The sequence below is a fragment of the Oleiphilus sp. HI0066 genome (assembly GCF_001635725.1).
In genome coordinates this window covers 1-340 of record NZ_LWFH01000972.1, presented here as the reverse complement: position 1 = coordinate 340, position 340 = coordinate 1, and the positions used below count along the sequence as shown (strand labels likewise).

Annotated in this window: 1 protein-coding gene; it reads left to right on the top strand. The window is 46.2% G+C overall.

The annotated features are described in order from the left end of the window. The coding region (locus tag A3738_RS11025) for a DUF4402 domain-containing protein (RefSeq protein WP_156504211.1) at positions 1-340 on the top strand (340 nt) is incomplete at both ends.

Genomic DNA, 340 nt, shown 5'->3' with positions numbered 1-340 from the left:
ATTCAAAAAAGCAGCAATCGCAACAACTCTAGTTTCAGGTCTTGGCGCAGGTATGGCTCACGCTGATACTTTCCAGGCTCTACTTCAAATCGTTGAGCCACTTCAGTTGACTGAAAATACGCAAATGAACCTTGGTCAAATCGACCCTTCAGCTGATGCGGTAACTTGTACGCTAGCTGCAGGTGGTGCGCGTTCAGGTACTGGTTGTTTTGATGCAGCAACAAACGGTGTAGAAGGTGTTATAGACGTAGCAGGTACTGATGGTCTTACTTTTGACATCACGCTAGGTCAGTCTTCTTCAAACGGTATGACTTTCGTACCAGCAATGATCGACAACGGT